Consider the following 25,898-nt stretch of genomic DNA (forward strand, 5'->3'; position numbering starts at 1 on the left):
GCTCCGCTACGTTTCGAGATGACGGCGTGGGATGGAGGCTTTGGCGATTGGGCAGCAAGTGCTTGCAGACGATTTTCAAAAAAAAAGATGCAATTAAGCCAGATTTATTCGGGTAAGACAGGTGTCTTTTTTTTTAAAAAACCATCTAACCTATCCCTATTTACTCTAGTTCCGACTACCGGGTTGGTCAATATAAAAACGTAAACGAGCACCTCACTGCTTCCATCGTTCATTGCATCAGGAATTAATTTACTCCCATCAGAAACTTGTTTCACCAAAAAAATGCGGCATATTTTCACAATGTGATTCATCATGTGAAATAATTATCAGCCTATAAGCATATTATTTGCAGAAAATTAACTTCTTTTTACTTTCTTTATCGGCAGCACCCGTAACATTATATTTCTCCCGTACTTCTAACTGTAGCTTAGCCAATGATTACCAGTAACTATTGTAAAAGAACATGTCTTCTTGTGTTGCTTACCCTCGCCATTTACGCCCCCGCCTTTCCGCAGGCCGCAGGCACCATCCCCTTTGTCACTACGTGGGAGACGACTACCAACAATGAATCCATTAAAATACCTACTACAGGAACTGGCTACCATTATGATATTGACTGGGGTGATGGCACCATCGTTACCCAATCCTATGTATTTGGGGTGAGTCATACCTATTCAACACCCGGCATATACACAGTTTCTATTACGGGAACCTTCCCCAGAATCTACTTTTATCAAACGGATACCAGAAATTTCAGAAGCGTAGAACAGTGGGGAAATACTGCCTGGACAAGCATGGAGGGAGCCTTCTGGGGCTGTAAAAATCTGACCTTCAATGCCACAGATGTCCCGGATCTCTCTTCTGTGACGTCAATGAAGAGAATGTTTCAGTCCGCTTCTTCCTTTAATCTTGACCTAACCGACTGGGACGTGAGTAACGTAACCGATATGAGTGAAATGTTCTCAGGGGCATCCGCATTCAACGGCGACATCAGTAACTGGGATGTAAGCAACGTTTCGAATATGAACAGGATGTTCTATGATGCAAAGGTCTTCAATGGAGATGTAAGTGAATGGGATGTGAGCAAAGTAACCGACATGGGCGAAATGTTTACTTTTGCAAGTGCCTTTAACGCCGACATAAGCACCTGGGATGTGAGCAAAGTGACCAATATGAAAATGATGTTCAATTTTGCCACCTCTTTTAATGCCAACATCAGCAACTGGAATGTGGGTTCGGTGACCGACATGAGCGGTATGTTCAGATATGCTACGGCATTCGATGCTGATATAGGTGACTGGGATGTGAGCAAGGTGACCAACATGAGTCAAATGTTCAACCTGCACGGAACCTTTAATGGCGATATTGGCAGATGGGATGTAGGTTCAGTGACGGATATGAGTTCAATGTTCGAGCGGGCTTACGACTTCAACCAAAGCCTAAACGACTGGGACGTTAGCGCTGTCACCAACATGAAGAAAATGTTTTGGAGCGCCTCCGACTTCAATGGCAATATCAGCGACTGGGACGTAAGCAAGGTAACTAACATGTCCGAAATGTTCGCATCAAGTTCCTCGTTCAATAGCGACATAAGCGGATGGAATGTGAGCTCGCTTACCAATATGATCAACATGTTTAACGGTGCCTCCTCCTTCAACAGCGAGCTTAGCAACTGGGACGTTAGCAAGGTTACCGACTTTTCGAACGTATTCGCTAACGCTGATTCATTCAATCAAGACATCAACAATTGGAATGTTAGCGCTGCCACCACCCTAGCCGGTATGTTTGCTAACGCAGATGCCTTTAATCAAGACCTGGACAATTGGGACGTAAGCAATGTAACAAACATGGGTAGTATGTTTTTTCGTGCTTCTGTCTTCAATGGCGACATAAGCACCTGGGATGTCGGCAAAGTCACCGATATGTCGGCGATGTTTGAAAGAAACTATGATTTCAGCTCCGACCTGAGCAAATGGGACGTAAGCAACGTCACCAACATGAAAATCATGTTCTATAATGCAGAATCGTTCCAATCAGACTTAAGCAATTGGGACGTTAGTTCGGTGACCGATATGAGAAGTATGTTTTCCGGTGCGAAATTATTCGACTCGGACCTAAACAATTGGGACGTTAGTTCGGTGTCCGATATGACTGGTCTGTTTTTACTGGCAGAGGCATTCCAGTCAGACTTAAGCAATTGGGATGTCAGCTCCGTTACCTCTATGAGCTACATGTTTCGTTACTGTGACTTATTCAACGGAGACGTCAGTGGATGGGACGTCAGTTCGGTTACCGATTTGTCGGCGATGTTTGAAAACGCCACGAAGTTTGATAGAAACCTCGGGGCATGGGATATTAGCAATGTCAGCAGCATTACGTCGATGCTGGGGAACAGTGGTATTTCTGCAGCCAATTATGACAAAACGCTGCTAGGTTGGGCTACCCTGGAAGAAAACGAAACCAGCATTCCCACCGGCATCGCCTTGACTGCTAATGGACTATTTTATTGCGACCCAACCGGCAGGGATTTGTTAACCAGTGAACCCTATGGCTGGGTAATTACCAACGACGAACTAGATTGCCCGCCTGTGCCGGATGAGGAGAGCTTATCCACGTTGACTGCCTCCTGCGAGGTCACCACAGCTCCTACCGCTCCTACCGCCACCTACGATGGTGAAACTATTATCGCTACCACCGAAACGGTTTTCCCAGTGAGAAAAACTTCAAACATCGCCTGGAGGTTTGAAGCACCAAATGACAACTTTACAATACAAACCCAACAGGTGAACATTACCGACGCAGAAGCGCCAGTGCCCAACATAGCAAACCTGCCTCAGATCACTAACGGATGTGAAATAGTAGCGCTCACTCCTCCCACCGCCACCGACAATTGCAGTGTGGAGAGTGTTACCCACGATGCAACTTTGCCTATACGGCACAGCACCATTATTACCTGGACATACACTGACCCTTCCGGCAACAGTGTCACGCAAACCCAAAACGCCGTGATTACCGATGAAACAGGCCCCACTCCAACTATCGTCAGCCTGCCTAATGTTACGAGCCAGTGCGAGGTAAATTCATTGGTTAACCCGACGGCAGTAGACAATTGCAGCACTGTCACTGTAACCAATAATGCAGAACTGCCCATTGCCACGCAGGGGACCACTGTAATCACCTGGACTTATACAGACGAGGCCGGTAACACCTCCACCCAAACACAAAATGTGGTGATTGCGGACATTACCGCTCCGGTGGCTGATGTGGAAAGTCTGACGAACGTAACAGCGCAATGTGAAGTAACCGAACTCACAGCAATACCCACGGCTACCGACAATTGCAGCAATGTCACTGTAACCAATGATGCGGAACTGCCCATTACCACTCAAGGCACCACAGTAATTACCTGGACTTACACAGACGAGTTTGGCAATAGTTCTACTCAAATACAAAATGTGGTGATTTCTGATGTTAGCGCTCCTGTGGCTGATGAAGGAAGTCTGCCAAATATAACAGCAGCTTGTGAAGTGACCGAACTCACAACAACACCAACGGCTACCGATAATTGCAGCAATGTAACTGTAACCAATAATGCAACGCTGCCCATTACCACACAGGGCACCACAGTAATTACCTGGACTTACACAGACGACCTCGGCAATAGTTCTACCCAAACGCAAAATGTAGTGATTACAGATGCAACTGCTCCTGTGGCGGATGAGGAAAGCCTGGCCGACGTAACAGCGCAATGTGAGGTAACCGAGCTTACCACACCTACTGCTACCGACAATTGCAGCACGGTAACTGTAACCCGTGATACCACGCTGCCCATTACCAAACAGGGAACAACAGTCGTTACTTGGACCTATACAGATGATGCTGGCAACAGCTCCACCCAAAAACAAAATGTGGTGATTACGGACACTACTGCTCCGGTGGCTGATCTGGAAAGTCTGGCGGACATAACAGCGCAATGTGAAGTAACGAAACTGACCTCAACACCGAAGGCCACTGATAATTGCAGCACGGTAACTGTCACCAATGATGCCAAGCTGCCCATTACCAAGCAGGGCACAACGGTGGTTACCTGGACATACACCGATAAGAATGGCAACACATCCACTCAGACACAAAATATCGTCATTACTGACACAACGGCCCCGATACCAGATGCTCCCAGCCTGCCAACTATTACAGCCGCCTGTCAGGTAACTTCCCTGATTACCCCCACAGCAAAGGACAATTGTGGTGTAGTAACAGTTACGAACGACGCTGTTTTTCCAATTACAGCTTCCACAAATGTCGTCTGGACATATACCGATGCCGCCGGCAACAAGGTTACGATAACCCAAAGTGTCGTTATATCAGACAAAGTTGCTCCGGTACCTACAGCGGCAAGCCTGGCTGATGTAACCTCTCAATGCGAAGTAACAACGTTGACCACACCGAGCGCCAGCGATAATTGTGGCGCTGTTACTGTCACGCATGATGCTACCTTGCCCATCACCGCCGAGGGCACAACGGTGGTTACATGGACTTACGCTGATGGTTCCGGCAACACCAGCACCCAGACTCAGAAGGTAATTATTACTGACGAAACAGCGCCTTTCCTGGCCCCTTCCCCACTCCCTGACATTACCGCTGAGTGTGAGTTGACCGAGCTGCCGGAGCCAGCAGCAACCGACAACTGTAGCGCCGTAACTGTGACCAATGATGTTAGCTTGCCTATTACTGAAGAGGGCCTCACAATAGTCACATGGACATACACGGATGCTTCCGGCAATACGTCCAACCAATTGCAAAATGTAATGATCTCCTGTGAGGGAACCGGTGTGGCTACCGGCGTGGCAGACCACCTGGCGAATGATATAGCACTATTCCCAAATCCTTCAAACGACATTTTTCATCTAAAAGATCCAATGGAGCTGGTACAGGAGGTCATGATCTTTGACATGAGTGGGCGCCGTGTGATGCAAAGCAAAACCGATCCGTCAGGTTATGACATCAGCCAACTACCTGTCGGCATTTACTCGGTGAGGCTGTTGCTTGACGATAGTATCATTACAACCCGGCTTATTAAAAACTAAGGTTCTATACACGACAACTCAATGCAAAGGCTGTCTCAGAAATAATTTTCGAGGCAGCCTTTTATTGATTCCAGTTCCGGCGAGTGAAGGCTCTCACAGGAGCAGCCTTGGCTCAGGGGTGCCATTCGTGGCCTTCCATAGCCCCACCTTTCGACAAATAAAATCGCATTGCGTATATTTATCGATTACCTACCCCGACAATAGACCATGATCGACAAAGTTCACATCAACTCGCTGCCCAACAGCGATTTTTCGAAGTTCATGAATGAAGTGCTGGACATAGCAGCCAAAAATGATCCGGCCACGCTGAAGGTGCAGAAGCAGGAGGAAAAGCTACGGGCAATCATGGGCCAGGCGGATGAGATGTTTCAAGCCAGGGAGGGCTTTAAGATGGGCGAAAAGCTGGCTATGCTCGATATGCGCCGTGACAGGGCCATTACCGGCATCATTACCTACGTGAACGCCCTCACCTACCACTTCGATGAGAGCACCGTTCGCCACGCCGAAAAGCTGCACAAGCACTTGGAAGACTACGGCGGCGAGGCCATTGCCCGGGAAAACTACGACAGCGAAACAGCCTCCATCAGGAGCATACTGAGAGACTGGGAAACCAAGCCTGCATTGAAAGTGGCCGTGACAGCCCTGAAGCTGGAAGACTGGGCCAAGGCCCTGGAAACCGACAACGACGCCTTTGACGAGCAGTATCAGACCCGCACCGGCGAAGCCCCTGCGCCGTCGCCCGACGCACTGCGCACCAAGCGCTTAGAAGCAATAACGGCCTACTACGAGCTGTGCGAGCACATTGCAGCCTACCACGTGGTGAAAAAAGGCGCCGAGCCTTTCAGCAAAACCGTGAAAGAGCTCAATGCACTTATTAAGCGATACAACAACATGCCCTCACGCTAACCGCATGGTTGACCATTGCCACGCACTCCCTCAAATGGGCTCGTAGTCGATCTCAAGGAATTTCTCTACATACTTTACCCAGTAGGTCTGCACAAACCTGATATGGTCAGGGTGCTGGTTGTAGCCTTCATACGCCTCCATGTTATCAAACTCCATCGACAGCCCATAGTCAAAGTCGTTCTTCTTCCCTGTTTGGAGCAACGACTCAAACTTGTGAACCCCTGGCAGGGATGATAGTCTAGCCGCAGCGGCGAGGAATTCCTTCTCTTCAGGCGAGCCTTTGGGGTATTTCAGTTTTAGCACAACAGTATGGCGTATCATGGGCGAGAGTTTTTGATGCGTGTAAGTCAAGACAACTATACAGGGGGCAAATTAACGAAACAAACCATCCAAAATAGACAAACATAGTTCCGGCGACATTGCCCCGCTAGGTAAAATAGGCAACCTTTGCCATCTTTGCTCGTCTATTTTTCCAACTAAACTGTAAACAATGAGGATTTTACTGGCACTAGCCCTCCTATTTTTAGCTGGCCACTCACAGGCCCAAACCAAACCCAAAGCAGGCGACATGGCCCCGGGCTTTCAGCAAGTAGCCGCCGATGGCAGCATGCTGGAGCTTTCGAGCATCAAAGGTGACCTTATCCTGCTCGACTTCTGGGCGGGCTGGTGCAAACCTTGCCTGCACACTATTGAAACCATTCTCAATCCGCTTTACAGCAAGTACAGTCGTGAGCAGCTACAGATTGTGGGTGTGAGCTACGACAAGTCGGCCGACAAATGGGAAAAGTCGATGGCCAAGTTCAACGTGCCCTGGCTGCATGTGTACGACGCCGACGACTTCGACCTGTACAAAAAGTATGCGATTGAGGTACTGCCTACCTACTACCTCGTCGACAGCAAGGGGAAAATTGTGGCGGCCGATGTGCCGTCGGCTGACCTGGCAAAAACGGTAGACGATTATTTTGCGAAGGGGAAATGAGGCTCCAAATTTGGTGCACAACCCTCCTCCTGGTTCAAGCGTCCCGCTTGGATCGTTAAAATTTCAGCGTCTCGCTGTGCACTAAAGACTTCCGTCTATTGTACCGGCGAGACGCAGACATTTCGACACCCACAAGCCTGACGGACGCTTACCGGATGGAAGGGGGTGTCTGATGGGTTTTCTTTGAAGCACTTTCAAATAACTGAATAAAGGCATATTCCCTACTATTTGGCAGCAACCTCCTCCTGTTCAACGATTAATTCTTTGTACCATTTGCCCCACTTCTCATTCTTCACAACCAGCGTGAAATAACCGTACGGAAAGTCAATGCACTTAAAGCCTTTGCAATATTTGGCATTGATTCTTAATTCATGGGTTCCGTTCGAAAGGTGAAGTTCCTTAAAAGGAAGGGAGTAGCTCACCTCATATGTTGTGCCTGCATACACCGGCTCAATGTATTCCTTCACAAAAAAAACATCCCCGGCATCATCGCCAAAAATATGGTTTTGGTCCCTGAGCCTTTCGTATTTCCCGTTTTTCTTTTGTTCCACCCATATCAAAAGGTCTCCGCCATATAGCCCGTCTGCTTGAAAAGCAAAATTTATCGTCGAACCTTTCCCAATATTGCCTACATGAGAACCTTCCCTGTTTGGTTCAAAAACACTCACAATTGCACTTTGAATGGTCAATTCGGGAGTGCCTGTAGATTCGCTTTTCTCAGGCGTTGAATTTTCTTTGGTTCTCGCTTCCAGCCAGCCCTGGGAAACAGCCTCCAGTCTATCTGCTTTGGGCGGATACTTCTCGCTGATATAGTTCCGTGCGAATGCTTCCATCGCCTCCTCAGCTTCCTGACCAGACGCCCCCATTTTATACAAAACAGCGCCTGAGAACTTGTCGGCTTCCAGCTCGATGGCATGGTAGCTTCCCGTTCCCAATAGCGTGTGCCCGTTGAGGTGGTGCCCCATTTCGTGGGCAATAGCCATCACTTTTGACCAGTCGGTTTTGTTGGTTGAATGAATATTGCGAAGCCAGCTTTAGTTGTAAAAAATGTAGCGATCGGAGCCTGCCAGCACAGCTTCGGCACGGCCAACGTCGGCTGCTTTGCTGGTAAAGTTTGGTGTGAGTGCCGCTTGGGTAATTATCCACCCCAGCGCTTTTTCCGATTCCTCGGCATTGTCAAACACCTTGATCTCCTCTCTGTTGGAAGAGCTGGTATTGAAGCGTGTGTCGATGGTAATTTTCTTTTGTGCCTGCAAATTACCCCCAAACAAAAGGGGCCACAGGGCTACAATAGCAAATGTCCAGCGATAGGTGGTGGGTTGGTTGAGTCGCCTGATCATAAGGCCTTAATATAATAGCTAAGGTACAGGTAAAACTCATCAGTCAGGCTCTTGTCACTTCTACACGGAGCGAAACTACAAGATTTTTAATTGTATTGAAAGTGGGGAAGCCGTCTCTGGCACATCGAATCTATCGAAAGGCATCATCGGCTTTCGGCAGTGCGACCTTGGCCCAAATCGTTTTTCTTGCCATTGCTCCGAACCAGAATTCTACTTTTTGCGTATCTTTCACAGAGCATCCAAAAACAAACCAACTATGAAAAAGCTAGCCCTACTCCTTCTGCTTAGTTCCTTTACTTTCAAAGCAGAGCTGCCAGAGCTTAATGCTAAAATTATTACTTACCTCGACTCGGTGATGGGCAAAAAGGTAGACAGAGGTGAATGCTGGGATTTGGCGGCAGGTGCGCTGGCCTACTCCGGTGCCTACTTCGACCGCAGCAGCATGAAAACCGTGACCATCTACGGTCGTGAGTTGAATTACAAGAAAGAGGAAGTGCTACCTGGTGACCTGATCCAGTTTGAAAATGTAGAACTCGCCTGGAAAGACGGCAACACCACTTACAAAGAAACCATGGGGCAGCACACCGCTGTAGTGTACAAGGTAAACGGCCCGCTGAATTATGAGATCGCTCACCAGAACACAGGCCAGTGGGGCAAAAAGGTGGGCGTGAGCAACCTCAACCTAAACAACCTGGCCAAGGGCAAACTTTGGATCTACAGGCCTATTAAGGAGAAGGGCTGATAAGCCCCCTCACCTCCCATTCAAATAGTCAATCGCCAAACTGCTCAGCGCTCTTACGCCCAGCTGTAAAGAAGATTCGTCCACATAGTAGGTAGGTGAATGCTGTGACTCAATCTCCTTGCCCGGCGTGCGTACACCCAGGTAAAAGTACAGCCCTTTGGCATTTTGCGTCAGAAAGGGAAAATCCTCTGCTCCCATTTCCACGGACGGCGTGATAAGGTTACCTTCTCCGGTTACTTTCAAAAGTGCAGGAGTCATTCTTGTCAGTAGTTCGGGGTCGTTGAAAGTCACGGGTGCACTACCAGAAATGATCACCTCAGCGGTTGCCCCGGAAGCCTCTGCGATGTTTTGCGCAGTCTGGCGAATCCGTCGGTGGAAGTCTTCCCTGATCTCAGTATCAAAAGTGCGGATAGTGCCCAGCATGCGCACTTCGTTGGGTATGATATTGCCACGAACACCGCCATGAATACTTCCAATGGTCACAAGCGATAATGCCTTCGTCATGTCTAGCTGGCGACTGGGAATCACCTGCAGGCCAATCACAATCTGTGAAGCTACAACAATGGGGTCGTTGCCCAGCCAGGGAAACGCACCGTGCGACTGCTTACCCTTTACGATAATCTCTAATTGATCAGCTCCGGCGCACATGCCATAAGGGCGTACGGCCAGGGTACCGGCATCAAACCGTCCATCGGTATGGAGCGCAAAGACCGCTTCCGGCTGCAGGTCTTTAAAAATACCTTCCTTCACCATCAGCTCAGCGCCGCCCTCCTCTCCTGCCGGAGCTCCCTCTTCAGCAGGTTGAAAAATAAAGAGGATTGTACCTTTCAGCCGTTTGCGCATACCGGCCAGCACCTCCGCCGCACCCATGAGGCAGGCCACATGGGCATCGTGGCCACAGGCATGCATCACGCCCACCTCCTGGTCGTTGTAGGTGGTGCGCACTTTCGAAGCAAACGGCAGATCCGCCTCCTCCACTACCGGCAAAGCATCCATATCAGCCCTGATAGCAATAACCGGTCCTGGCAGCTCACCTTTCAACACACCCACCACGCCTGTGTGGGCAATGCCGGTCGTCACTTCGATGTCCAGCCTCTCAAGGTGTTTGGCCACAAGCATGGCCGTACGAAACTCCCGGTTGCTGAGTTCAGGGTTTTCGTGAATATCCTCATACCACGATATGACCTTGGGCTCAATGCTGGCCGTTTTTTGGTTGATCTCATTTTGGAAGTCTTTCTTTCCCTTCTGCCCAAAGGCACTTGTGGACAAGACTATCAAAAACAGTAGAGTAATACCCGGGCTTTGCTTACACTGCATCTTCTTGGTTTTAAGTGAGCTACGAGTGTCAAAGTACAACTAAAAGCCAAATTTGCCTAAAGGATCCTAAGCCAGCAGCTATTCTCAATTCAATATTTGCCCGTGCTTTTCGTTATCTTTCACTCAACCTACTAACATGGTCCGACTCCTGATTCTTTGTCTATTGGTCTTCTCCTATGTTGATTCAGCGTCACCCAAATTCTTTCCTGTTTTTCAAATAGCCGTTCAAGGAATTGCCTGAAACAAAACGATTCCCGGGACAGGTTGTGTTTCAATTATTATCTATCTTCGGTAGTTGACATCACCTACTTTTACCATGCACACCACCACCAAAGCATTACTACTGCTATTCGTCGGTTTAACCATCGCCGGAGCGGCTATTGCCCAGGAGTCCATGCTCTGCCAGGGCCACTACTGGACTGAAGACGAAGCCAAAGTCAAGATGGCAGATTTTGCCTCCCAATGGACCGACAAGGCTTCCTGGGAAAAGAGAGCCACGCAGATCAGAAAAAACATCATCGACGGGCTACAGCTGGAAAAGATTCCTGTGCCAAAAGATGGTTTCAAAACCGTTATCACCAATACCCGGGAAATGGACGGCTACATCGTGGAGAATATTGCCATACAAAGTTTCCCGGGATTCTATATCACTGGCAACCTCTACCGCCCGCTCGAAAAAGCTGACAAGTACCCCGCTATTCTGAGCGCCCATGGCCATTTTCCTGATGCGAGATTTTCAGTTCCCGTGCAGCGAAGGTGCGCCGCCCTTGCCAGAATGGGCGCCATTGTGTTCATGTACGACATGGTAGGCTACACAGAAAGTACACAGGTAACGCACAAAATGCCTATCGCCATGACCCTGCAAACGTGGAACAGCAAACGGGTGCTCGACTATCTGCTGTCCCGGCCCGACGTGGACAAAGATAAAATCGGCATGACAGGTGCGTCTGGCGGCGGCACCCAGACCTTCATGCTCACGGCAATCGACGACAGAATAAAAGTAGCTGTTCCTGTCGTTCAGGTTTCTGCGCATTTCTTCGGCGGTTGCGTTTGCGAAAGCGGCATGCCTGTTCACAAGACGGCCAATTTCCAGACCAACAATGTCGAGGTAGCTGCTTTGTGCGCTCCCCGGCCCATGCTCATGGTGTCGGATGGTGCCGACTGGACGAAGAACACACCTTTGGTAGAGTTTCCTTACGTGCAAAGTGTTTACAAGGCCTACGGAGTTCAGCATCTTGTCGACAACGTACATTTTGCTGCTGAAAAGCATGACTACGGCGTTTCCAAGAGGATCGTCGCTTACAATTTCTTTGCTGAGCACCTTGGTCTTAACTATGCCAAGCTTCCTTATGACGACGGCTACAACGAGAGTTTTGTCACCATTTTGCCAGCAGATGACCTTAAAGTTTTCACAGACAAAACACCACGCCCTTCCGGTGCCCTAAAGGACGACGAAGCTGTGATGAAATATTTAAAAATCGGACAATAATGAAATACCTAAGCCTCTTCCTGCTATCCATTTTCTTTTTCTCCCAACCTTCTGTCAGCCAAAAAATGAACAAAACCTATCTCTTCGTCGGCTGCTACACTGAAAAGGTGCCCGGCACAGGCATGTATGTGTTTGAATTTGACAGTGGAACCGGTTCTTTAAAGGAGGTCAGTAAGGTAGAAAACATTGTCAACGCATCGTTTCTCACCCTGGCGCCTGACGGCAAATTTGTGTATGCCTGCACCGAAACACAGCTGGAAACCCCTGGCAACGTTTCAGCCTATGGTTTCAACGCCGCCAACGGGCAGCTTTCATTTCTCAACAAGCAATCAGTTGAAGGGCGAAACCCTGCCTATGCCATGGTGCACCCTGCTGGCCGGTTTGTGGCCAGTGCCAACTACACCGATGGAGGCGTTTCCATCTTCGAGCGAAACAACGATGGCAGCCTGAAGCCGGCGGCTCAGCATTTCGATATTGAAGGAAAAAGTGTCGTTCCTGGCAGGCAGGACGATGCACATACCCATGCGGCTGTTTTTGATCCGGCTGGCGACTTCCTTTTCGTGCCAGATTTGGGGTCGGACAAAATCCTCGCCTATGCATTTGACAAAAGCAGCGCACAGCCCGCTACATTCAGCAACGAACTCACAGTGACCACAACGCCAGGCAGCGGCCCCCGGCACCTGGAGTTCCACCCCAATGGAAAGTTTGCCTACTGCGTAGAAGAACTAAGCGGCACTGTTTCAAGCTACACCTATAGCAAAGGAAAGCTGACGCCCATTGGCAGAGTGTCTACCTACACGAAGAAGTTTGACATTTATGGTGGGGCTGACTTACATACTTCGCCGGACGGCAAGTTTCTTTATGTGTCGAACAGGGTAAGCGAAGAGAACACCATTGCTATTTTTTCTATTGACCAAAAGAGCGGTCAACTAACATTGGTTGGTCACGAAACTACTTATGGTGATCATCCTCGGAGCTTCGTCATCGATCCTTCAGGCAACTTTTTACTTGTCGCTAATCAGTTTGGCAACAACATCGTTGTGTTCAAAAGGGACAAGAAGACCGGGCTGTTAACCAAAACAGACACTGAAGTCAAGGTAAAGCTGCCAGCCAGTTTGAAGATGAGGACTTACTAGTTGGCGAACACAGCCAGCTCACCTGATGGCAATAGGCCTCCCGGGTGAGCCGGTTGCGCCTTTGAACCGAATAGGGGTAAATACAAAAAGAAACTCATAGGCTTTGTCGGCCTGCAAACCCTCAAAAGTCATCCACTCAAGGTTGAAAATGCCATTCTTCATGGTAAGCTCCGAGTGGGCTATCAATTCATCGCCATCCATGATGCCGTCCGACCCCACCATGCAGGGCTTTTTGGTAATGATCCACTCCACCACTTCCCGACCTACATACGGACGTTTTCCCTTCATGGCGTACCCGGAAGCCCAGTGCTTTGACCATCCGAAATTGAAGAAAAGAGCATCTCCCGGAGCAACCGATGCCTCAGGAATTCCCTGCTTTTTCAAAGCCGCTCTTACGTCGGCAAGCGACACCTCATAGCCTTCAGCCAGCGTGGGCACGCCTTTCAATCCGGCGATATCAACAAGTACACCACGGGTTACAATTGGCTTTACATTTTCAACGCCCAGCTTCTGCAACCCAAATGGGTTCTTCATCTCTGCCGTACTATAGCCGTTGTAGAAAACCTCTGTGGTAGTGCCGTCGGCCATTTTCACCTGCTGGCCTACATGGCCGGGGCCATCAAACTGCGTGCCTACCTGACCGAGAGATCCGGCAATATACTCGTCGTTGAACACCTGCCCGTTTCTCCCCTCGGGCCCATAAGTCGGAAATGAAGGAATCAGTAAGTTGTAGCTGCGATTGTCAGGAATGCTCATCTCGTTTTCATAGGGCTGTCCCAGTTCATACACCTTTCCTGTCTTCACCATCGTCATCGCTTGTAACACCTTTTCAGGGGTAATCCAGTTGGAGCCACCCGCCTGGTCACCAGCGCCCCAGATCGGATGTGGCCACCATGGCCCCTGCTCCCGGGTCTGGGAAAATGAAGTAAATGATAAGGTGAACAGAAAAGCGGCAGAAAGGAGTTGTCTTGCTTGTAGTTTCATAACTGTAGGGGCTAAATATTTTACCTAATGCTACGAAAAAGGATTAGCGATTCGAAGGATCAATGCATCAAATAGGCAGGGTAAAATGGTTCTCAAACAGAAGACTGAGGTCAAAACCCATGCCTGGGAAACACTGATGACTAGAATTTGATTGAATTCGACTATATTAATGCACCAAACTATTTACCAAGCCTAATGAACAAGCCCCTCAGCATAAGTCTCTTCACACTGGCATTGCTCCTGACCCTGGCTGGTTGTGAAGAGCCGGTCAAGGAGTCAAAAAAGCCTAATATCATCTATATACTGGCAGATGACATGGGGTATGGGGACGTGATGGCATTTAATGAGCAAAGCAAAATTCGCACACCTTATATTGACAAGCTGGCTAGTGAGGGCATGAAGTTCACCGACGCCCACTCGGGTTCTGCTGTTTGCACGCCTACCCGCTATGGCATTCTAACCGGGAGATATAGCTGGCGAACGAGAATGAAGCAGGGTGTGCTGGCTGGCAACTCAAAACCTTTGATACCCGAAGGCCGAAGCACCGTAGGCGCTATGCTGCAAAAGAATGGCTACTATACCGCCTTTATTGGCAAGTGGCATTTGGGGTGGAGTTGGGGCCTTAAAAACAATCAAACTGATACAAATGACTGGTCGGTTGATTTTGCGAATATCGATTACACAAAGCCGGTAAAGAATTCTCCAAAAGAACGTGGCTTTGATTTTTCTTATGGGCACCCCGCTTCGCTCGACATGTCTCCCTACGTGTATGTAGAAAACGGCATGGTAACAGCAGTTCCGGACACCACAACGGTAAATACGGGAGAGTACTCATGGTGGAGGGAAGGCCCTACCGGCTCCGACTTCATTCATGAAGACGTCACCCCCAACTATTTCAAAAAAGCCATGGAATTGATTGCAGACCGTGCGCTTTCCGACCAACCGTTTTTCTTATACCTGGCTTTACCATCACCACACACGCCCATTTTGCCCACAAAGGAATGGCAGGAAAAAAGTGGTTTGAACCCGTACGGCGACTTTGTGATGATGATCGACGACTATGTCGGTAAGTTGCTGGAAACCATAAAAACAGCGGGTATTGAGGAAAATACGCTGGTGATCTTCACCAGCGACAATGGTTTTGCCCCCTACGCCAACGCCGAGCTGCTCGAATCGAAAGGGCATTACCCAAGCGGGCCATTTCGTGGCTACAAAGCCGACATATTTGAAGGCGGCCATCGCATTCCATTTATCGCTAAATGGCCGGGTGTTATTCAGCCGGGCAGCGTTTCCAGCCAAACCATCTGTCTGACAGACCTGATGGCTACCTGCGCCGACATTGTAGGACACAAGCTGGCGCCAAATGAAGGAGAAGACAGCTACAGCCTGCTGCCAATTTTCAAACAGACCATTTCATCAGAACCATTGAGGGAAGCCACTGTTCATCACTCTGTGAATGGCAGCTTTGCTATTCGTCGGGGCCCATGGAAACTTATTTTATGCCCGGACTCTGGTGGATGGAGTGATCCAAAGCCGCAAGATTCGGTGACTGTGGCCGGACTTCCGGCCATACAACTCTATAACTTAGCCAATGACCCGGGAGAAAAGCATAACCTTGAAGCAGAGCAGCCAGGAAAGGTGGCTGAGTTAAAGGCTTTGCTTGCAAAGTACATTGAAAATGGCAGGAGCACGGCCGGGGAAACTCAGAAAAATGATTCATACGAAGGGGAATGGGTACAAGTAAATTTTATAAAACAGCCTTAACACAAGGATATGCCATACTACATCGACATCGTCCATAAAAGTGAATACGCCAACATCGTTGCGCTGTGGGAGGCTTCCGTAAGGGTTAGCCACACATTTTTAACCGAGGAAGATATCCAGTTTTTCAAACCCCTGATACTAAATAGCTACCTTGACCAGGTCAAACTTTTTTGCGCCCGCAACGAAGACAATAAAATCGTAGGCTTTCTGGGGGTCGCCAAAGGAAAAATAGAAATGATGTTTGTCCACCCACATTACATGAACCGTGGCATTGGACGAAGGCTAATCAGGTATTCGATTGACAAATTGGATGCGACCAAGGTGGATGTGAACGAACAGAATCCCAAAGCCCAAAGTTTCTACGAGTACTTTGGTTTCAAAGCTGTCGGACGCTCAAGACTTGATGGCACCGGAAAGCCCTATCCGATTATTCATATGGAGCTTTCACAACAAACGTAGTAGGAGTCTTCGCCATCCTCAACAGAAAGTCGGAAGTCTTAAGGCAGGGCACTAAAGTAATTGTAGGCGGAAGCATGGAAGGATTATTGACCAGCTTGCTAAGAGCTTCTTTCATTTCATCTATCACCTGCTGACCAGCTATCAATTCCTCGTAGGTTGTGTTCAAATTTTTTATTATCATTAATGGACACTCTACCTACTTAAAAATGAACACAACTTTCAAACGACAGCTATGGCTATGCTTGTGCCTTCTTGCAACGATAACGGCCTCTGCTCAGCAGATATCCAAGGCAGACCTGATCTTTCTTACGCCCGAATGGAAAGGTGAGCGCTTTGACGACGGGCGCCCCAAAGTACCTGATGCACTTCTGAAACGGATGAAACTGGTCACACTGGAAGAAGCCTGGGCAGTGCTGCGAAATGAAAACTACAAATACCAGTATGCCGACGGCTGGGTGACTATCAATCCCGACAGCGTGCTGGTGGGCAGGGCCTTAACCGCCACGTTTATGCCCGGCCGCCCTGACATCCACAGAGTACTCGACAAAAAAGGACATGAAAAGGATGGCCGGATCAAGTCGCAAAACTCCTGGCCTGTCGATATGCTGGTCAAAGGCGATGTGTATGTGGTCGATCAGTTTGGTGCGCATGTGGACGGCCCTACAATTGGCGACAACCTCGGCAATTCTATCTTCACCAAGTCAGGCAACGGCATCGTGTACGACGGGGCCATCCGGGACATCAATGGTCTGAAGGAAATTGGCGGGTTCACCTCCTTTTTCCGTACCTATCACCCCTCTCACCATTTAAACAACCCGGACGGGGCACTTAACACTACTTTGGTTGGCATCAACCAACCCACCCGCATTGGCATGGCCACTGTGATGCCGGGTGACGTGGTGCTTGGCCGTGATGGCGGCGTGTTATTTATCCCTCCTCATCTGGCGGAAAGAGTAGTGAAGGTGAGTGAAATAGTAAGGCTGAGGGACATGTTCGGTCACCAGCGGCTGCGGGAGCAAAAGTACACAGCCGGTCAAATCGACAACCGCTGGTCCGATGAAATTGAAAAGGACTTCTCCCAATGGCTCAACGAGCATATAGACGAACTGCCTGTTCCAAGAGAGCAAATTCAGGAATTATTGAAAACCAGAACCTGGTAGATTAACCTCCCTTGAAAGTCTGCAAGGTTAGACGGCAACAGAATTATCGATGCGAGACTTGTCAATAAGGGAGAGTTGGGCGAAAAATTGGCGAGCGGATGAGCGTCAAGGCCCAGAGCGTTAGTTTTTCTATGATTTTTGCTTACTTTTCATCTATAGGAAAACTAAGAGCCCGCCCGGCTTGAGGGCAAACACTACAAAAAACCACACCAACTATGTCAAACACCCATTCACGCCGATCCTTCCTTACAAAATCCGCCCTCGGCACCAGTGCCCTGGGCCTAACAGCCATATCCACTTATGGTCAGGGCTACGAAGAGGCCATCCACAAAGCACCGAAACACGGCATGCCCTCCGACCTGAAGATCACAGAGATCAAATGTGGTTATATCCGAAATGGCCACAGCTTATTTGTAAAAATATACACCAACCAGGACATCTGGGGCTGTGGCGAAGGCGTTGACGCTGTGCCTGGCACTTACCACCTGGTAAAAATGATGGGACAACGCATCAAAGGCAAGAGTCCGTTGAATGTCCATAGGCTATTTGAGGACATCCGTAAATCAGGATTCTTTGAAGGAGCGCAGTCCGGCATGTTTGTGGCCGTGCTTTCAGCGGTGGAAACGGCGCTGTGGGACCTGGCTGGCAAGGCCCTTGGTGTGCCAGTTTACCAGCTGCTGGGCGGCAAGTTCCGTGACAGCGTGCGGGTGTATATGGACACCGCTTTGTACCAGTCGAGGCTCCCAACACCGGAAGATTTTGCTGCCAGTGCCAAAGAGGCCGTAGATATGGGCTTCACTGCCGTCAAATTTGACCTCGACCAGGCCAACGACCCCAACAAATACGATCGCTATAACTGGACAGCCAGCCCCGCAGAACTGCAGAGAATGTACGACCAAATGGCGGCAACCAGAGAAGCCGTCGGGCCTAACATCGACATCTGTGCCGATATGCACGGGCGCTACGATGCTGTGACTGGCCAGCAAGTAGCTAAAATGCTGGAGCCTATTCACATGATGTGGCTGGAAGAACCCATTGCCGCCGAAAATGTGGAAGCCTACAAGGCCATTACGGACTCCACCAGCACGCCCATCTGCGCAGGTGAAAACGTTTACCTGGCCTACGGGTTCCGGCGCATGCTTGAAATAGGCGCCGTTGACATCATTATGCCCGACCTGCAAAAAGCTGGCGGGCTGGGAGAAGCGCAGCGCATTGCCAACCTGGCCAATCTTTACTATGTGCCTTTTGCTCCGCACATGGTGGCTTCTTATCTGGGTGCCATGGCATCTGCTCATGTATGTGCGTCAGTGCCTAATTTCATGATCCTTGAGTGGCAGATCTATTTCCACAAAGACCCGATGTATAAAGAAATTGTCACCTTTGATGGAGAAATGGTGGAGAAAGGTTTTATCACAGTTTCGAACAAACCGGGTATTGGCGTAGAGATCAATGAAGAAGGAATGAAGAAGTATGCGACGCCGGGAATGCCGTTTTTTGAGTAATTACGAAAAGAGGCTATATCAAAAGCCCTAGGCAGATTACCTTGCTTTTCAAAAGACCTTAAAATAAGCCCACTTCAGAAACATCACTATCATAAGCGCCAGTGGATGGTAAATGATCAGGAGGAAGATCATAGCACTTTCTCCTGATCCTTCCATTTTCATGAAATTGATAAGTCCGGGTATTAATACACCCATCGCTATAAGATAAACAACACTGAAGCCTAAGGATATCAAAAAGTAGTACCATGGCTTATCCGCAAAGCCAACCAATACGGTGTTGACTACAATGAAGCATCCATACACAATACCGGCGATCATCCACGCATTGTCTGCTTTTAGCGGCCTCACAAGTACCAGAACGATAAGGGTGAGTGGTACAAAAAACAACAACTGATACAAAGGCTTTTGAAGCCATTCGAAAACACTAAGGCCCATGCACCAAGTTCTGCAAAAAGTTTGAAAGAATTACGGTGGGCTGGCATAGATTCAAGTGAATCCGACCCTTCATCAGCATTGCCTCGCAAGGCAAAGCATTCACCTGTATAAAACTCCTCATCTAGATTCATTCATTTCCTTATATTCGGTCGTTTCAGGCTAATACTACCAACCATGACCAATACTGTACTCCATCAGATAGCGAAGAAGGCGGCTCTTCTGGCTGTTGCTTTCCAAATATCTTTCTCATCATTGCTGCTGGCGCAAATCCCGGCTCCGGAAGAAACACTGGGTTTTAAAGTGGGTGCTGACTTCCATCTGGCTACGTACGAACAATCATTGGCCTATTTCAACAAGCTGGATGCCTCCAGTGATAGGATCCAAATGGTGCATGTGGGTGAAACCTCCGAAGGACGCCCATGGTACTTTGCTTTGATTTCATCGCCCGAAAACATCAAAAACATCGACAAGTACAAAGCCATAGCCCAGCGCCTGGCCCACCCTGATGGCATAACGAGGGAGGAAGCCAAACAACTGGCCAAAGAAGGTAAACCTATCGTCCATATCGACGGTGGCTTGCATGCTTCGGAGGTAGCCGGCGCACAGCACACTATTTCACTCGCCCACCAGCTCATTAGCACGGCGGAGTCAGACGAGAGAATTGCCAGAATTCTCGACGATGTCATCATTTTGCTCTGGCCTTCGCTCAACCCCGACGGTCAGGATATTATTGCCAATTGGTACGAAGAGAACGTGGGCACGCCTTACGAAGTCGCCCCCGTACCCTGGCTTTACCAAAAGTATGTGGGGCACGACAATAACAGGGATGCCTACATGGTCAATATGATTGAGTCGAGAGTCGTGGGCCGCACATGGCGAGAATGGGAGCCCAACATCATCCATGTACATCACCAGTCGTCGCCCTTCCCTACCCGCATCTGGCTGCCCCCATTTGCAGAGCCTATTGCTTCGCATACGCCGCCTCTGGTTGCCCGTGAAGTCAATATGATTGGCATGGCCATGGCACAAGAGCTGGAAACTGAAGGTCTGAAAGGAGCTGTGCACATGGGCCAGGGCTTTGATGCCTGGTACCCCGGCTATATCGACTACATGCCGGTGCTGCAAAACATTCCTTCCTTCTGGACGGAAACAGCCCTTTACCGATACGCCACTCCCTATTTCTATACCATCAACGACTTCCCCAAAGACAGAAGTGATCTTCGCATCGAATCGCTTTACTCCAGTCCGTGGCCGGGTGGCTGGTGGCGCATAAGCGATGCCATTCAATACATGCAGACAGCCTCGATAGCGGTATTGGATTACGCTTCCAAATACGGCGAAACAGTTCTTTTCAATAAGTATCAGTCGGCGCAAAACACGATTGAAAAGTACCGCAACGAGCCTCCCTACGCTTATTTCATTCCTCAGCAGCAGCGTGACCCCGCCCGTCCGGTAGAGCTACTGAAGCGGCTGGCCTTCAACGGCATCAAAATCTCGCAGCTGGACAAGGCCATTACTTTTGACGGGCAAGCTTATCCCAAAGGCACCTGGGTCATCCCTATGGATCAGGAGTTTGCTGAACTGGCCCGCCAGGTTCTCGATGTGCAGGCGTACCCCGACCTGCGGGAATTCCCCGATGGCCCGCTGGAGCAGCCCTATGACGCCGCTGGCTGGTCGCTGCCCCTCCAGTTTGAGTTAAATATAACTGCGGCTGCCAGCCCTCTTTCTGAAGAGGTCAGGGCAAGCCTCGTTGAAGTAAAAGGCACAAAAGTCGACTGGAAAACAAACTCCAGCGACGACAATAGCAAAATCGATTTCGCTCCCGGCGCCGGTTTCAATACCAACGAGGTGGCTGCTGGCATTCGTCCTCTCCCCGGCTCAGTGAAAGGAAGCGGCACCACGCTGTTGCTTGACCCAAAGGAAAACAACACCTTTCGGGTACTCGGAGAAGCCTGGAAACAGGGACTCACTGTGGAGTACGCCAATCAAAAATATGCCATAAAAGGAGCCTCGGAAACACTCGCCAAAAGATGGGTGGATGACTTTGCCGTGAACATCACCAGAACCGGCAATTCGTCAGGCATAAGAATTCAGCCCCGCATCGCCATTTACGAGCCCTGGACGGCCAGCATGGACATGGGATGGACCCGTTGGCTGCTTGATAATTTCGGACTGCCCTATACTGTCATCCGAAATTCAGACTTTGCGGCCAGTAACTTAAAAGATAGGTTCGATGTGATTGTGATGGCTTCTGAAAGAAATGGCACCATCGAAAATGGTTACAAAAAAGGACAAGTGCCTCCCCGCTACGAGGGTGGGCTGGGTGAAACAGGTATCCGCAACCTCGATGACTTTGTCAAGGCAGGTGGCACGCTCGTCTGCATGAATCAAAGCAGCGATTTCGCTATTGAATCGCTTTACCTGCCTGTGAAAAATGTGGTAAAGGGAGTGAACCGGAAAGATTTCTTTACCGGAGGCTCCATCATGGAAGTGACGACAAATACTTCTCACCCTGTGATGGCTGGCATGCCTGATCATGCCAGTGTATTTGTGAATCGAAGCCCAGTTTTTACCACTTTGGAGGGTTTCAAAGGAGAGGCACTTGCCAAATACCAGGACAAAGGCTCTCCCCTTCGCTCGGGTTTTCTGCTTGGCACCAAATATCTGAATGGCTACGCAGCGGCACTCGACGTTCAGCATGGGCAAGGCCATGTCATCCTGTTCGGCTTCCAACCCCAATGGCGTGGACAACCCATGGGCACTTACCGCACACTGTTCAATGCGATGTTGTACGGAGGCGGCGTTCCAAACAGCAGTACAGCCAATGCCGGGTTTTGGATTGTTCCAGCGGAAATGAAGAAGGAAGCTAAATAAACGATCCTCACTATAGGGCAAAAAGAAGGTCACATAATAATTACATTTCCGTACCTTCGTGGCTCCAAATGGCGAAAACAACACAATGGCATTAAAAGAAGAGCTTAGAACCCAGGGTGACTTCCTGTTCAAACACAGAAGTTACCTGCCGCTGGTCATCATCGTGGTCGGCATTTATGTGTATGTGCAAAATGTATTGAATGGCGCCATTACCGATTCACAACAAGATGACCTGTTCAAGCTAGGCTGTTTTCTGGTGTGCGTATTGGGTTTGGTGATTCGCATGGTGGCTATTGGCTACTCTGCCGACAATACTTCTGGTCGCAATACCACTGTGGGGCAAGTAGCAGACTCCGTGAATTCCACCGGACTGTACGCCACAGTACGCCACCCATTGTATGTAGGTAATTTTTTCATGTGGCTGGGCATTGCAGGCTTCACGCAGGAGCCCTGGTTCATTGTCGCCTTCGTCTTTATGTACTGGGTGTATTATGAAAGAATCATGTACGCAGAGGAGATGTTTTTGATCGATAAATACGGGAAAGAATACGTCGACTGGGCTGCAAAAACACCTGCCTTCATCCCTGCCTTTAGCAAGTGGATCAAACCCAAATACACCTTTAGCTGGAGGAAAATAATCCGGCAGGAAAAGGCCGGCATTTTAAATATGTTCCTCGTTGTCTTCGCCTTCGAAGTGATCGGAGCATCGGTGGCCAACAAGGCGCTTTCAATGGGAAATGTATACTGGATGTATGGCTTCGCTGCCAGCGTGGCGTGGTATATCATCATTAAGACGATTCAGAAAACCACTCAGGTGCTGTCTTACGACAGATAGTCGTAGATTTTTTTGGTTGGGCCAACAGTTCAAAAGGGTATTACCCGGTCATGAGCAACATACTGTCGTCCGTGCTTCGGCCTGAAACCGCTTGCTTTTTTCTGTTTGATGACGAAAAATCCTTCTCAGGCAGCAACCTGATGGGAAAGATTGTCGTTTCACTACATTTTTAATCCCGGTTAAGTCCATTTTTTAAACCGACACAGATCCATGAACAAACAGCTACAGTACGACCTGAACAATACCAGACAATTGCTCACACAGGCCCTGGAAGAAGGACTCTCATACCTTAAAAACATCAACGCCGCTCCCACATCAGCAGCCAAAGTAACTACCGACTTTGCTCCCCTGCCAACCGACGGAGCTGGCGGAAGTGACGCTCTAAGCGAGTTCAGGAAACGCTTCAAAAACCTGATGGTGGCCTCTGCTGGCCCACGTTACTGGGGCTTTGTAACAGGTGGCACCACACCTGCTGCGATTATGGGCGACATGCTGGCTACCATTTTCGATCAAAATACCCAAACCGTCAAAGGCCATGGCGACCTCTCCGGCATCATCGAATTCGAAACCATCGACATGCTGAAAGAGCTCTTCAGCCTTCCTAACGATTTCCTTGGGGGATTTGTTACCGGCGCCACCATGTCGAATTTCACCTGCCTGGGCGTGGCACGCCAGTGGGTCGGCAAGCAAAAAGGAGTAGATATTGCCAAAAAAGGCGTTCCTTCTATCTTCCCCATTTTGTCAGCAGTACCCCACTCTTCCTCCATCAAAGCGCTGTCGATGCTTGGCCTTGGAAGCAGCAATATCCAAATCGTGAAGACGATTGATCCTACGAGGGAAGCAATTGACATAGCAGCACTGGAAGAGAAAATCAAATCGCTCAACGGCGAACCATTTATCCTGATCTCCAGCGGCGGCACAGTCAATACGGTCGACTACGATGACGCTCAGGCCATCGCCGGGCTTAAAGAAAAGTATAACTTCTGGTGGCATGTCGATGCCGCTTTTGGCGGCTTTGCGGCCATTTCACCTGCTTACGCTCATCTGCTTGCAGGTTGGGAAAAAGCCAACAGCATCACTGTTGATGGCCACAAATGGTTAAACGTGCCTTACGAAAGTGCTTTCTTTTTTGTGAAAGAAAAACACAAGCTGCTTCAGGTAGAAACTTACCAAAACTCCAATGCACCCTACCTTGGCGACCCGTTGGAAAACTTCAACTTCCTCAACTTTCTGCCAGAAAATTCCAGGCGATTCAAAGCACTGCCAGCATGGTTTACGCTAAAGGCCTACGGCAAAGAAGGCTATCGTGAAATAGTGGAACGCAACATCTCCCAGGCCATGCAGCTAGGAGAATTCATTAGTCAAAGTGATTATTTTGAGCTCCTGGCGCCAGTGAGGCTCAACACAGTTTGTTTCACTCTAAAAAACAGTGACTCAATTGCTGTGCAAACTTTCCTTGACAGGCTCAATGACAGCGGCAAGGTGTTCATGACGCCTACTTTTTTCAATGGCCGAAAAGGAATCAGGGCTGCTCTGGTGAACTGGCGCACGACCGAAGAAGATGTGAAGATCGTGCAGAAAGAGATGATGAAAGCAGTTAGCTAATAAGCGCAATACGTAGGCTAAATTGCCCTTTCGTCTGACGCATTTCACCCTTCACAATGCCGCTTTTACACCCTGAGCCTGTATGGCACCTTTGCTACATTTGTCGTGAAGTAAAGCAAAAAACGCCATGGAGATTATTCGCATCCCCCATGATATAAAGGTTTTTGGACATCAGGTGCACGCCTTTCCCAACGGCGTTGGCGATGCATTCGATGCCATTGTGGACAGAGTGGAGGGTGGATTTAGCCGGCCTTTTTACGGACTTTTCAAGATGGAGGGAAATAGCGTGATCTATCTGGCCACGGCGTTTGAGAAGCTACCTGGTGAGGGAAGGCAGCTCGGTTATCAGGAGCATATCGTTCGGAAAGGCAACTACGCTGCTATAACAGTCACCGACTGGCATTCGAAGCTGAGTTCTCTGCCTGGCCTTTTTAGTGAGTTAATGAAAGTAGAAGGGCTTGACCCCGAGCATTGGGCTGTAGAATGGTACAAAGACGACGATGAATTAGTGTGCATGCTGAGAATGAAAGACGACTTACCTGGCTAATATAAAAAGCAGCCACAGCTGTAATCCGGGCGAGAGTTTGCTAACTTATTAATAGAAAAGTCATTTGGCGTATTTCTAACCCACTATGATATGTTAAAAGATACAAAAGCATTCACTGGTTTTTCGGTAAGCGACCTTTCGAAGGCAAAGGACTTTTACTCAGAAAAGCTTGGGCTGCAAGTAGAAGAGCTATCAATGGGTTTGCTCCAGCTTGAATTTAATGGTGGCAGCAAAGTAATTATTTACCCAAAACCCAACCATGAACCTGCCACCTTCACCGTGCTCAACTTTCCGGTGAAGGACGTAGAGGCTACAGTTGACTGGCTGACAGGCAAAGGAATTGCCTTTGAGCAGTATGATGCCCCTATCAAGACTGACAAAAAAAGGTATTTGCAGAAATGATCGTGGCCCTGCCATCGCCTGGTTCAAGGATCCGGCCGGTAATATTTTGTCTATTCTTGAAGAAATGTAGATGGTAGAAGTGTTCAAAACCACTGTCGATAATCACGTTCAGGCCTTCAGGCTGCTGGAAGCGATCCACCGTGCGTTCCCTGACTATAGTGCAAATTTTGACCTTGACGACTGCGACCGCATTCTCAGAGTGGTGAGTCACACCAGTAAGCTAAACACCTGCGCCGTTATTCATCTGATAATAAGTCAGGGCTGCTTCGCTGAGATTTTGAACGATGAGTTACAACCAGTTGAGGTGAACCCCAGCCTTCAAAAGGCATAAGAAA

The 25,898-nt window shown here is 49.0% G+C and carries 24 protein-coding genes; 17 read left to right on the plus strand and 7 right to left on the minus strand.

What is annotated here, in order from left to right; genetic code table 11:
- Positions 1-473 precede the first annotated feature (473 nt).
- Both AAC052_RS14625 and AAC052_RS14630 read left to right on the plus strand, forming a co-directional pair.
- On the plus strand, positions 474-5,087 hold the full coding sequence (locus AAC052_RS14625; RefSeq protein ID WP_339814132.1) for a BspA family leucine-rich repeat surface protein: 4,614 nt from the start codon (positions 474-476) through the stop codon (positions 5,085-5,087).
- 207 nt (positions 5,088-5,294) lie between these two features.
- Positions 5,295-5,993, plus strand: a complete 699-nt coding sequence (locus tag AAC052_RS14630; protein WP_339814133.1) for a DUF6261 family protein — start codon at positions 5,295-5,297, stop codon at positions 5,991-5,993.
- Positions 5,994-6,023: 30 nt separating this feature from the next.
- Here the strand turns inward: AAC052_RS14630 and AAC052_RS14635 are convergent, their stop codons facing one another.
- A complete protein-coding gene (locus AAC052_RS14635; protein WP_339814135.1) occupies positions 6,024-6,314 on the minus strand; it encodes a Dabb family protein in 291 nt (96 codons plus the stop codon).
- A 169-nt stretch (positions 6,315-6,483) separates the two neighbouring features.
- Between AAC052_RS14635 and AAC052_RS14640 the strand changes: the two genes are divergently transcribed.
- On the plus strand, positions 6,484-6,972 hold the full coding sequence (locus AAC052_RS14640; RefSeq protein WP_339814136.1) for a TlpA disulfide reductase family protein: 489 nt from the start codon (positions 6,484-6,486) through the stop codon (positions 6,970-6,972).
- A gap of 224 nt (positions 6,973-7,196) precedes the next feature.
- On the opposite strand, the gene AAC052_RS14645 is transcribed toward AAC052_RS14640, so the two are convergent.
- Together AAC052_RS14645 and AAC052_RS14650 are read right to left on the minus strand one after the other, a co-directional pair.
- Positions 7,197-7,955: a hypothetical protein gene (locus AAC052_RS14645; protein WP_339814138.1), complete on the minus strand. Its 759-nt coding sequence runs from the start codon at positions 7,953-7,955 to the stop codon at positions 7,197-7,199.
- Between the two features lie 51 nt (positions 7,956-8,006).
- Entirely contained in the window at positions 8,007-8,312 is a 306-nt protein-coding gene (locus tag AAC052_RS14650) for a hypothetical protein (protein ID WP_339814140.1), read from the minus strand.
- A 256-nt stretch (positions 8,313-8,568) separates the two neighbouring features.
- On the opposite strand from AAC052_RS14650, the gene AAC052_RS14655 reads away from it, so the two are divergent.
- Positions 8,569-9,054, plus strand: coding sequence for a hypothetical protein (locus tag AAC052_RS14655; RefSeq protein ID WP_317487242.1), 486 nt, complete (start codon positions 8,569-8,571; stop codon positions 9,052-9,054).
- Positions 9,055-9,063: 9 nt separating this feature from the next.
- On the opposite strand, the gene AAC052_RS14660 is transcribed toward AAC052_RS14655, so the two are convergent.
- A complete protein-coding gene (locus AAC052_RS14660; RefSeq protein ID WP_339814141.1) occupies positions 9,064-10,371 on the minus strand; it encodes an amidohydrolase in 1,308 nt (435 codons plus the stop codon).
- Between the two features lie 295 nt (positions 10,372-10,666).
- Between AAC052_RS14660 and AAC052_RS14665 the strand changes: the two genes are divergently transcribed.
- Positions 10,667-11,860 (plus strand): CocE/NonD family hydrolase, encoded by a 1,194-nt coding sequence (locus tag AAC052_RS14665; protein ID WP_339814143.1) that lies wholly within the window; start codon positions 10,667-10,669, stop codon positions 11,858-11,860.
- Complete coding sequence (locus tag AAC052_RS14670) at positions 11,860-12,996, plus strand: lactonase family protein (RefSeq protein ID WP_339814145.1); 1,137 nt, start codon at positions 11,860-11,862, stop codon at positions 12,994-12,996. Before AAC052_RS14665 ends, AAC052_RS14670 begins: the two co-directional genes overlap by 1 nt.
- An 18-nt stretch (positions 12,997-13,014) precedes the next feature.
- Here AAC052_RS14670 and AAC052_RS14675 read toward each other — a convergent pair whose 3' ends face one another.
- Positions 13,015-13,980 carry a cyclase family protein gene (locus AAC052_RS14675; protein WP_317487246.1) on the minus strand — a complete coding sequence of 322 codons (966 nt, stop codon included), beginning with the start codon at positions 13,978-13,980 and terminating at the stop codon, positions 13,015-13,017.
- A 195-nt stretch (positions 13,981-14,175) separates the two neighbouring features.
- Between AAC052_RS14675 and AAC052_RS14680 the strand changes: the two genes are divergently transcribed.
- Together AAC052_RS14680 and AAC052_RS14685 are read left to right on the plus strand one after the other, a co-directional pair.
- The gene (locus AAC052_RS14680) at positions 14,176-15,744 is read left to right on the plus strand and encodes an arylsulfatase (RefSeq protein WP_339814147.1); all 1,569 of its coding nucleotides are present in this window, start codon (positions 14,176-14,178) and stop codon (positions 15,742-15,744) included.
- 9 nt (positions 15,745-15,753) lie between these two features.
- Positions 15,754-16,203 (plus strand): GNAT family N-acetyltransferase, encoded by a 450-nt coding sequence (locus tag AAC052_RS14685; protein WP_317487248.1) that lies wholly within the window; start codon positions 15,754-15,756, stop codon positions 16,201-16,203.
- Here AAC052_RS14685 and AAC052_RS14690 read toward each other — a convergent pair.
- Complete coding sequence (locus tag AAC052_RS14690) at positions 16,172-16,369, minus strand: hypothetical protein (protein WP_317487249.1); 198 nt, start codon at positions 16,367-16,369, stop codon at positions 16,172-16,174. The two genes, AAC052_RS14685 and AAC052_RS14690, sit on opposite strands and share 32 nt — an antisense overlap.
- 40 nt (positions 16,370-16,409) lie before the next feature.
- Between AAC052_RS14690 and AAC052_RS14695 the strand changes: the two genes are divergently transcribed.
- Both AAC052_RS14695 and AAC052_RS14700 read left to right on the plus strand, forming a co-directional pair.
- Complete coding sequence (locus AAC052_RS14695; protein ID WP_317487250.1) at positions 16,410-17,363, plus strand: RraA family protein; 954 nt, start codon at positions 16,410-16,412, stop codon at positions 17,361-17,363.
- Positions 17,364-17,578: 215 nt separating this feature from the next.
- A complete protein-coding gene (locus tag AAC052_RS14700) occupies positions 17,579-18,865 on the plus strand; it encodes a mandelate racemase/muconate lactonizing enzyme family protein (RefSeq protein ID WP_317487251.1) in 1,287 nt (428 codons plus the stop codon).
- Between the two features lie 48 nt (positions 18,866-18,913).
- Here the strand turns inward: AAC052_RS14700 and AAC052_RS14705 are convergent, their stop codons facing one another.
- Positions 18,914-19,300: a hypothetical protein gene (locus tag AAC052_RS14705; protein WP_339814151.1), complete on the minus strand. Its 387-nt coding sequence runs from the start codon at positions 19,298-19,300 to the stop codon at positions 18,914-18,916.
- 174 nt (positions 19,301-19,474) lie between these two features.
- On the opposite strand from AAC052_RS14705, the gene AAC052_RS14710 reads away from it, so the two are divergent.
- From AAC052_RS14710 to AAC052_RS14740, 7 genes are all read left to right on the plus strand, one after another.
- Positions 19,475-22,174 (plus strand): M14 metallopeptidase family protein, encoded by a 2,700-nt coding sequence (locus tag AAC052_RS14710; RefSeq protein ID WP_339814153.1) that lies wholly within the window; start codon positions 19,475-19,477, stop codon positions 22,172-22,174.
- 85 nt (positions 22,175-22,259) lie between these two features.
- Positions 22,260-23,009 (plus strand): isoprenylcysteine carboxylmethyltransferase family protein, encoded by a 750-nt coding sequence (locus AAC052_RS14715; protein WP_339814155.1) that lies wholly within the window; start codon positions 22,260-22,262, stop codon positions 23,007-23,009.
- A gap of 50 nt (positions 23,010-23,059) precedes the next feature.
- Positions 23,060-23,182 (plus strand): hypothetical protein, encoded by a 123-nt coding sequence (locus AAC052_RS14720; protein WP_339814157.1) that lies wholly within the window; start codon positions 23,060-23,062, stop codon positions 23,180-23,182.
- Between the two features lie 37 nt (positions 23,183-23,219).
- The gene (locus tag AAC052_RS14725) at positions 23,220-24,614 is read left to right on the plus strand and encodes a pyridoxal-dependent decarboxylase (protein WP_339814159.1); all 1,395 of its coding nucleotides are present in this window, start codon (positions 23,220-23,222) and stop codon (positions 24,612-24,614) included.
- Positions 24,615-24,741: 127 nt separating this feature from the next.
- The gene (locus tag AAC052_RS14730) at positions 24,742-25,161 is read left to right on the plus strand and encodes a hypothetical protein (RefSeq protein ID WP_317487257.1); all 420 of its coding nucleotides are present in this window, start codon (positions 24,742-24,744) and stop codon (positions 25,159-25,161) included.
- A 90-nt stretch (positions 25,162-25,251) separates the two neighbouring features.
- Positions 25,252-25,563, plus strand: coding sequence for a VOC family protein (locus AAC052_RS14735; protein ID WP_339814161.1), 312 nt, complete (start codon positions 25,252-25,254; stop codon positions 25,561-25,563).
- 70 nt (positions 25,564-25,633) lie between these two features.
- Entirely contained in the window at positions 25,634-25,894 is a 261-nt protein-coding gene (locus AAC052_RS14740; protein WP_339814162.1) for a hypothetical protein, read from the plus strand.
- Positions 25,895-25,898: the final 4 nt, after the last annotated feature.

The sequence above is a fragment of the uncultured Imperialibacter sp. genome (genome assembly GCF_963974565.1).
In the GTDB taxonomy this organism is placed as follows: Bacteria; Bacteroidota; Bacteroidia; order Cytophagales; family Cyclobacteriaceae; genus Imperialibacter; species Imperialibacter roseus.

Bases quoted from the DNA above. Each gene is read 5' to 3' on its own strand.
- AAC052_RS14630 (WP_339814133.1), top strand. From the start codon at position 5,295: ATGATCGACAAAGTTCACATCAACTCGCTGCCCAACAGCGATTTTTCG.
- AAC052_RS14635 (WP_339814135.1), bottom strand. From the start codon at position 6,314: ATGATACGCCATACTGTTGTGCTAAAACTGAAATACCCCAAAGGCTCG.
- AAC052_RS14640 (WP_339814136.1), top strand. From the start codon at position 6,484: ATGAGGATTTTACTGGCACTAGCCCTCCTATTTTTAGCTGGCCACTCA.
- AAC052_RS14645 (WP_339814138.1), bottom strand. From the start codon at position 7,955: ATGGCTATTGCCCACGAAATGGGGCACCACCTCAACGGGCACACGCTA.
- AAC052_RS14650 (WP_339814140.1), bottom strand. From the start codon at position 8,312: ATGATCAGGCGACTCAACCAACCCACCACCTATCGCTGGACATTTGCT.
- AAC052_RS14655 (WP_317487242.1), top strand. From the start codon at position 8,569: ATGAAAAAGCTAGCCCTACTCCTTCTGCTTAGTTCCTTTACTTTCAAA.
- AAC052_RS14660 (WP_339814141.1), bottom strand. From the start codon at position 10,371: ATGCAGTGTAAGCAAAGCCCGGGTATTACTCTACTGTTTTTGATAGTC.
- AAC052_RS14670 (WP_339814145.1), top strand. From the start codon at position 11,860: ATGAAATACCTAAGCCTCTTCCTGCTATCCATTTTCTTTTTCTCCCAA.
- AAC052_RS14675 (WP_317487246.1), bottom strand. From the start codon at position 13,980: ATGAAACTACAAGCAAGACAACTCCTTTCTGCCGCTTTTCTGTTCACC.
- AAC052_RS14680 (WP_339814147.1), top strand. From the start codon at position 14,176: ATGAACAAGCCCCTCAGCATAAGTCTCTTCACACTGGCATTGCTCCTG.
- AAC052_RS14685 (WP_317487248.1), top strand. From the start codon at position 15,754: ATGCCATACTACATCGACATCGTCCATAAAAGTGAATACGCCAACATC.
- AAC052_RS14695 (WP_317487250.1), top strand. From the start codon at position 16,410: ATGAACACAACTTTCAAACGACAGCTATGGCTATGCTTGTGCCTTCTT.
- AAC052_RS14700 (WP_317487251.1), top strand. From the start codon at position 17,579: ATGTCAAACACCCATTCACGCCGATCCTTCCTTACAAAATCCGCCCTC.
- AAC052_RS14705 (WP_339814151.1), bottom strand. From the start codon at position 19,300: ATGGGCCTTAGTGTTTTCGAATGGCTTCAAAAGCCTTTGTATCAGTTG.
- AAC052_RS14710 (WP_339814153.1), top strand. From the start codon at position 19,475: ATGACCAATACTGTACTCCATCAGATAGCGAAGAAGGCGGCTCTTCTG.
- AAC052_RS14715 (WP_339814155.1), top strand. From the start codon at position 22,260: ATGGCATTAAAAGAAGAGCTTAGAACCCAGGGTGACTTCCTGTTCAAA.
- AAC052_RS14720 (WP_339814157.1), top strand. From the start codon at position 23,060: ATGAGCAACATACTGTCGTCCGTGCTTCGGCCTGAAACCGCTTGCTTT.
- AAC052_RS14725 (WP_339814159.1), top strand. From the start codon at position 23,220: ATGAACAAACAGCTACAGTACGACCTGAACAATACCAGACAATTGCTC.
- AAC052_RS14730 (WP_317487257.1), top strand. From the start codon at position 24,742: ATGGAGATTATTCGCATCCCCCATGATATAAAGGTTTTTGGACATCAG.
- AAC052_RS14735 (WP_339814161.1), top strand. From the start codon at position 25,252: ATGTTAAAAGATACAAAAGCATTCACTGGTTTTTCGGTAAGCGACCTT.
- AAC052_RS14740 (WP_339814162.1), top strand. From the start codon at position 25,634: ATGGTAGAAGTGTTCAAAACCACTGTCGATAATCACGTTCAGGCCTTC.